This window comes from Salipiger sp. HF18 (assembly GCF_011806505.1).
In the GTDB taxonomy this organism is placed as follows: domain Bacteria; phylum Pseudomonadota; class Alphaproteobacteria; order Rhodobacterales; family Rhodobacteraceae; genus Salipiger; species Salipiger thiooxidans.
This window is the reverse complement of sequence record NZ_JAATOS010000210.1, coordinates 1-6,792: the sequence shown is the minus strand read 5'-3', so window position 1 is coordinate 6,792 and position 6,792 is coordinate 1. Positions and strand designations below refer to the sequence as shown.

Annotated in this window: 5 protein-coding genes; 4 read left to right on the top strand and 1 reads right to left on the bottom strand. The window is 69.1% G+C overall.

Annotation, left to right across the window (positions count from 1 at the left end; all coding sequences use genetic code 11):
- The 4 genes from HC022_RS16090 to HC022_RS16075 form a co-directional block, all read left to right on the top strand.
- Nucleotides 1-1,746, top strand: a 1,746-nt coding sequence (locus HC022_RS16090) for a thiamine pyrophosphate-requiring protein (protein WP_254885122.1), incomplete at its 5' end; no start/stop codon positions are given.
- 68 nt (nucleotides 1,747-1,814) lie between these two features.
- Nucleotides 1,815-2,282, top strand: a complete 468-nt coding sequence (locus HC022_RS16085) for a biliverdin-producing heme oxygenase (RefSeq protein ID WP_167453108.1) — start codon at nucleotides 1,815-1,817, stop codon at nucleotides 2,280-2,282.
- Between the two features lie 16 nt (nucleotides 2,283-2,298).
- On the top strand, nucleotides 2,299-4,893 hold the full coding sequence (locus tag HC022_RS16080; RefSeq protein WP_167453107.1) for an HWE histidine kinase domain-containing protein: 2,595 nt from the start codon (nucleotides 2,299-2,301) through the stop codon (nucleotides 4,891-4,893).
- A 96-nt stretch (nucleotides 4,894-4,989) separates the two neighbouring features.
- Entirely contained in the window at nucleotides 4,990-5,571 is a 582-nt protein-coding gene (locus HC022_RS16075) for a PAS domain-containing protein (protein ID WP_167453106.1), read from the top strand.
- 48 nt (nucleotides 5,572-5,619) lie between these two features.
- On the opposite strand, the gene pcaF is transcribed toward HC022_RS16075, so the two are convergent.
- Nucleotides 5,620-6,792 (bottom strand): 3-oxoadipyl-CoA thiolase (pcaF, locus tag HC022_RS16070; protein WP_175583611.1); only part of this gene is annotated, 1,173 nt, incomplete at its 5' end.

Genomic DNA, 6,792 nt, shown 5'->3' with positions numbered 1-6,792 from the left:
CATGGCTACTACCTGATGACCGGCAAGGCGCAGGCGGTGATGCTGCACACCAACGTGGGTCTCGCGAACGGCGCCATCGGTGCCATCAACGCCGCCTGCGAGCACATCCCGATGATCCTCATGTCGGGCCGCACCCCGGTGACCGAGGCCGGCCGCTTCGGCGCCCGCACCGTTCCCATCGGCTGGGGACAGGAGATGCGCGACCAGACCGCGCTGGTGCGCGAGGCCGCCAAGTGGGACTACGAGCTGAAGTTCCCCGAGCAGATCCCCGAGCTGCTCGACCGCGCCCACGCCATCGCCACTTCGACGCCCAAAGGGCCGGTCTACCTCTCGATCCCGCGCGAGGTGCTCTGCGAGGAAGTCCCCGCGGATGGGCTCGACCGCGCGCCCTCGATGGCGGCGGTGGAGCCCGCGCCCGACCCGCAGGCCATCGCCACACTGGCGGGCTGGCTGGCCGGGGCCGAGAGGCCCCTCATCGTGGCGCAGCGCGGCGCGGGCGATGCCGAGAGCTTCGCCGCCTTCGCGCGCTGGTGCGACGCCTGGGGCATCGGGGTCTGTTCGTGGTGGGCGACGCATCTCGCCATTGCCACCGACCACCCCTGCCACGTCGGCGCCGACCCGGGCCCTTGGCTGGCCGAGGCCGACGTGGTGGTGATCCTCGACTGTCTCGCACCGTGGATGCCCGACGCCCACCAGCCGCGTGCGGATGCCAGGATCGTCAACATCGGCCCCGACCCGCTGTTCTCGCGCTTTCCGGTGCGCAACTTCCGCTCGGACCTGTCGATCTGCGGCGAGAGCGCCCGCACCCTGCCCGCGCTGATCGCCGCGATGGAGGATCTGCCCCGAGACCAGCATCTCGTGGACACCCGCCGCGACCGCCTCGCCGAGCAGAGCCTCGCGCGGCAAAGGACACTCATCGAGACCACCGCACCGGCGGGCGAGCGGCTGACCAAGCCCTCGGTGAGCCGCATCCTCGGCGAGGCGCTGGACGCGCTCGGCCTGGAAAGCTCGGTGTTCTCGGAGCTCGGCACGATGCTGGGGCCGCTGCCCCGCCGCGACCACCGCTCGTGGTTCCAGGAGCCACACTCCGGCGGGCTCGGCTGGTCCTTCCCGGCAGCGCTCGGCGCGCAGCTGGCCGAGCCCGACCGGCTCTGCATCGCGACCATGGGCGACGGCAGCTACATGTTCTCGAACCCCGTGGCCTGCCACCAGATCGCCGAGGCGCTGGCGCTGCCGGTGCTGGTGGTGATCCTCAACAACGGCGAATGGGGCGCGGTGCGGCACTCTGTGACCGGGCTCTACCCGGACGGCGCCGCCTCGCGCGCCAATGCCATGCCGCTGACCGGGCTGAGCCCCTCGCCGGAGTTCTGCAAGGTCGCCGAGGCCAGCAACGCCTGGGCTCGCCGGGTCTCGCACCCGAACGAGCTGCGCCCGGCGCTCGACGCGGCCCTCGCCGTGGTCCGCAACGATCGCCGCTGCGCCCTGCTCAACGTCGAGCTGGTGGGCGGATGCGCCCCGCCACCGGCCCGGGCGAAGACGCGCCGCCGGGCAGGTTTTCCGCTTGGACCGGACCGGCAACCGGTATTGGGACACCCGCCGCGAAAAAAGCTGGCCCCCTGGAAAAAATTTGTGCCGCGACGGAACCGATGCAGCTTTAGCGCGTTGTCAACTTCTGAACAGGTATGCTTGCAGACGGCGCTCAGAAGACATTGGAAAACCAGACGGCCCTCGCCCCGACCATCGTAGACACTCCCATCTCCTTCAGACACCTCCTCAGACATTGCAGTCGGGCGGACCATGACAGCGCCGAACGATTGTTCGAGGGCTTTCTCCGCGCACCCGACCGACAACTGCCGTGGTTCCTTGCCACGCAGCACAGCGCGCTCACCGCGCTGCTGCAGAGTCGTGCCGCGGGCGACGTGCTGCTCTCGGGGCTGGTACTGACCGACATCATCGGGCGGCTGGCCTTCGACCTGCGCGGCCTCGGACGCACGCCCGCCGCCATCGAGCCCGCCGAGCCGCTCGACCCGCTTGCGGTCGACTACCTCGTGCTGGGCTCGCGTCTTGGGACCGAGACCATGCGCCGCCAGCTCTTCGGCGACCGCAAGCGCGAGGAGGTGCCGCAGTACTTCCTCACCGGCACCGCGCCCGACCTGTGGCGACGCCATTGCGCGATGCTCGACGATGTGGCAACCGGCAGCTCAAGGGCCGAGCGTATCGTGAAGGACACGAACACCGGCTTCGCACTGTTCCAACGGGCGGCCCTGGCGCAACCCCGATGACGAAAGACCCTCGCCCATGACTGTCGACACGCCCCGCCACGTTTCCAGCCAAGCCGTCGACCTTACCAACTGCGATCGCGAACCCATCCACCAGCTCGGGAAGGTACAGTCCTACGGCGCATTGATCGCGCTGTCGTCGGACTGGATCGTCCAGCACGCCTCCGAGAACCTCGGCGAGATCCTCGGCGTTTCGGCGGACGATGCCCTCGGGCGGCCCCTGCACGAGCTTATCGTGTCGGACGCCTTCGACCGCATCCGCCGGAACCTGCGCGTGGTCGAGCTGCCCGACGGGGTGCTGCGGCTCTTCAACGTCACCATGTGTGCCAGCGGGCGCGCCTTCGACGTCTCGGTGCATGGCTCCGACGACATGCTGGTCATCGAGTTCGAGCCCAAGATGTCGCAGAGCGGCCGCGACGTGCTGGCCGAGGTCTACCCGCAGATCGCCGCGCTCAGCCGCAACCGCGACCTGCTCGCCCTGACCCGCACCGCCGCGCGCGCGCTGCAGGAGCTCTCGGGCTTCGACAGCGTCATGGTCTACCAGTTCCAGCCCGACGGCTCGGGCAAGGTCGTGGCCGAGACCCGTTCGGACGGCATGGCGAAATACGACGGCATGATGTTCCCCGCCTCGGACATTCCGGTGCAGGCCCGCGCGCTCTACAAGCGCTCGCTGCTGCGGCTCATCGCCGACGTGAATGACCCCGGCACCCCGATCACCCCCGGCGCGTCGCTCGACGGCCGGCCGATCGACCTGTCGCTGGCGGTCACCCGCGCCGTGTCGCCCATCCACATCGAGTACCTGCGCAACATGGGCGTCGAGGCCTCGATGTCGGTGTCGATCATGAAGGACGGCGATCTCTGGGGGCTCTTTGCCTGCCATCACCACAGCCCCCGCTACATCGACTACGAGCGCCGCACCGCCATCGAGATGTTCGCGCACATGTTCTCCTACGAGCTGTCGCGCTTCGAGGACGGGCAGCGCAAGCGTGCCGAGCACGAGGCCAGCCGCCTGCAGACCCTGCTCATGGGCCACATGGCGAACGGCCGTCCCATGGCCGAGAGCCTGCTCGCGGTGTCCGAGGACATCCGGCAGGTGATCCCCCATGACGGGCTGGTGCTTTTCGAGAACGAAGAGTTCAACGCCACCGGCTCGGTCCCCAGCGAAGGGGAGTTCCGCTCGATGGCGCGCTTCCTCGACCGCTCGATCGGCTCGTCGGTGTTCCAGACCGATTGCCTCGGCAAGCTGGTGGAGCCCGCCCGCGACTACGCCACCCGCACCGCCGGCATCCTTGCCATCCCGATCTCGAAGCGGCCGCGCGACTATCTCGTGCTGACCCGGCGCCAGGTCGAGGAGACGGTGAACTGGGCCGGCGATCCGACCAAGCCCGCGATCGTGGGGCCCAACGGCCACCGGCTGACCCCGCGCAAGAGCTTCGAGGCCTGGCGCGAGACCGTGACCGGGCGCTGCGCACCCTGGTCGCCGCAGGAGCTGCACGCCGCCGACCGGCTGCGCACGGTGCTGCTCGAGGTCTTTCTCAAGGTCACCGACGCCGCCAACCTGGAGCGCAAGCGCGCGCAGGAGCAGCAGCAACTGCTGATCTCAGAGCTCAACCACCGGGTCCGCAACATCCTCAATCTGATGCGCGGGCTGCTGGCGCAGTCGCGATCCTCGGCCACCACGCTCGAGGACTTCACCGCCAACCTCGACGGCCGCATACAGGCGCTGGCGCGGGCCCATGACCAGCTCACCTCCGAGCAGTTCGAGCCCGCTTCGCTGCGGGACCTCATCACCTGCGAATTCGCCGCCTATGCCAGCGGCAAGACCGAACGGGTGCTGATCGAGGGCCCCGACGCGCTGATCGGCTCGACCGCTTTCACCACCATGGCGCTGGTGCTGCACGAGATGGCCACGAACTCGATCAAGTACGGCGCGCTCTGCGACACCGGCGGCCGGGTCCACGTCAAGCTCAGAGAGGACAGCAGCGGCGGCATGCTCATCGACTGGATCGAGCGCGGCGGCCCGCCGGTCACGCCGCCGAAGCGCCGCGGCTTCGGCACCATGATCATCGAGGGCTCGATCCCGCACGAGCTCAAGGGCGATGCCGACATCAACTACAAGATGACCGGCGTCGAGGCCCATTTCCGCCTGCCCTCCACGGTGATCTCGCAGATTGTGCGACAGCCGGGCAGCGCGCCTGCGGCCCCCGCCCCGGGCGCCGCGGTCGGGGATGGCGCCCTGCGGCTGAGCGGCACCGGGCTGGTGGTCGAGGACTCGCTCATCATCGCGATGGATGCGGCGGCGACGCTCGAGGATCTCGGCGCCTCCGAGGTCAAGACGCATTCCTCGGTGTCGTCCGCGCTCACGTGGCTCGAGACCAACCGCGTCGACTTTGCCCTGCTTGACGTCAACCTCGGCGACGAGCAGTCGCTGCCGGTGGCGGAGGCGCTTTACGCGGCTGGGGTGCCCTTCGTGCTCGCCACCGGCTACGGCGCCGCGGCCGAGCTGATGGAGACCTACCCGCCCTGCACCATCGTCCAGAAACCGTTCTCGGCCTCCTCCATCGAGCAGGCATTCAAGACCGCCTTTGCAAAATTGCAGCAAAAAAGCGACTGACCGGCACTTGACCTCTTAAATCGATTTATTTTCCGCGCTAAAATCCTCCCGCGGATTTGAGCGGGGGTGGTTGACGTGATTCTGAGCCGTGACCTGATGAGCGACGAGACAACCGTCGCGATGCTTGGCCATATCGCCGCGCGGACGCGTGTGTGTGCCATGGTGATCGACCGCGAGGGCCGTATCCTCGCGGTGAACCAGAGCGGGCTCGACTTGCTCGAGGTCGCGCTGTCCGACATCTGCGGGCAGGTCTGGGCCGAGCGATGGCAGAGCCCGGAGCGCGAGCGCGCCGACCTTGCGCTCGCCCGCGCCTTCGCCGGCGAGACTGCAGCGTTTACCGGCCTCTGCCGCCGCGAGGAAGAGGCCACCGCCTGGGAAGTCGAGATCCTGCCGTTGGAGCGTCGCGCCCATGCGGTCGCCACGGTGCTGATGCTCTGCCGGCAGATCGAGGTCCCCCTTGCTGCAGGTCTGACCAGCGACGACCCGAAGGACGCCGCGCTCGGCGATGCGCTGCACGCCTTTGCCAACCTCGCCAGCGTCGCGGAATCAAGCGTGCGGCTGCTGGAACGGGTGAGCGAGGACCCCAAGGTGTCCGAGATCGCATCGGCCATGCAACAGGCTGCCGATGCCGCGCGCGACCGGATCGTCAGGCTCACCGCCCAACGCGACCCGCTCTGAGCGTCTTGCGCGAAGGCCCGCCCTCGGGCAGGCCTTCCATCGTCAAGGTCAGATCGCCTCGAGCGCGATGGCGATGCCCTGCCCCACGCCGATGCACATGGTCGAGAGCGACTTCTCACCCGGCTTGAGGTCGAGCATCGCCGAGCCGGTGATGCGCGCGCCGCTCATGCCGAGCGGGTGGCCAAGCGCGATGGCACCGCCGTTGGCATTCACCCGCGGGTCGTCGTCGGCAATGCCGAGCTCGCGCAGCGTCGCGAGCCCCTGCGAGGCGAAGGCCTCGTTGAGCTCGATCACCGCGAAATCGCTGGCCGCGAGGCCGAGCCGCGCCATCAGCTTCTGCGACGCGGGCGCCGGGCCGAAGCCCATGATCCGCGGCGCGACGCCGGCGGTGGCCCCGCCCAGCACGCGGGCAACGGGGGTGAGCCCATGCGCCTTGGCCGCCGCCTCGGAGGCAAGGATCAGCGCCGCCGCCCCGTCGTTCACACCTGAGGCGTTTCCCGCAGTGATCGTGCCGCCGGGCTTCACGAAACCTCGGAGCTTGGCCAACCCCTCGGCGGTGGTGGCGCGCGGGTGCTCGTCGCGGTCGACCACGACCGGATCGCCCTTGCGCTGCGGGATGCTCACCGGGGTGATCTCGCGCTCGAGTCGGCCGTTGGCCTGCGCCTCGGCTGCCTTCTGCTGCGAGCGCAGGGCGAAGGCGTCCTGATCCTCGCGGCTGACGTTGAAATCCTCGGCCACGTTCTCGGCGGTTTCGGGCATGGAGTCCACGCCGTACTGCGCCTTCATCAGCGGATTGACGAAGCGCCAGCCGATGGTGGTGTCGTGGATTTCGCTGGAGCGGCTGAAGGCGCTCTCGGCCTTTGGCATCACGAAGGGCGCGCGCGACATGCTCTCGACGCCACCGGCGATGGCGAGGTCGATCTCGCCCGCCTTGATGGCGCGGGCGGCAGTGATGATCGCATCCATGCCCGACCCGCAGAGCCGGTTCATCGTGGTGCCGGGCACCGTCTCGGGCAGCCCCGCCAGCAGCGAAGACATGCGCGCGACGTTGCGGTTGTCCTCGCCCGCCTGGTTGGCGCAACCGAAGATCACTTCGTCCACCGCCGCCCAGTCGAGATCGTGCTTCGCCATCAGCGCCCTGAGCGGGATCGCCCCAAGGTCGTCGGCCCGCACCGGTGCCAGCGCGCCGCCGAAGCGGCCAATGGGGGTGCGGATGTAGTC

Excerpts from the sequence above, each read along its gene's own strand:
- HC022_RS16080 (WP_167453107.1), top strand. The coding sequence starts at position 2,299 with ATGACTGTCGACACGCCCCGCCACGTTTCCAGCCAAGCCGTCGACCTT.
- HC022_RS16075 (WP_167453106.1), top strand. The coding sequence starts at position 4,990 with ATGAGCGACGAGACAACCGTCGCGATGCTTGGCCATATCGCCGCGCGG.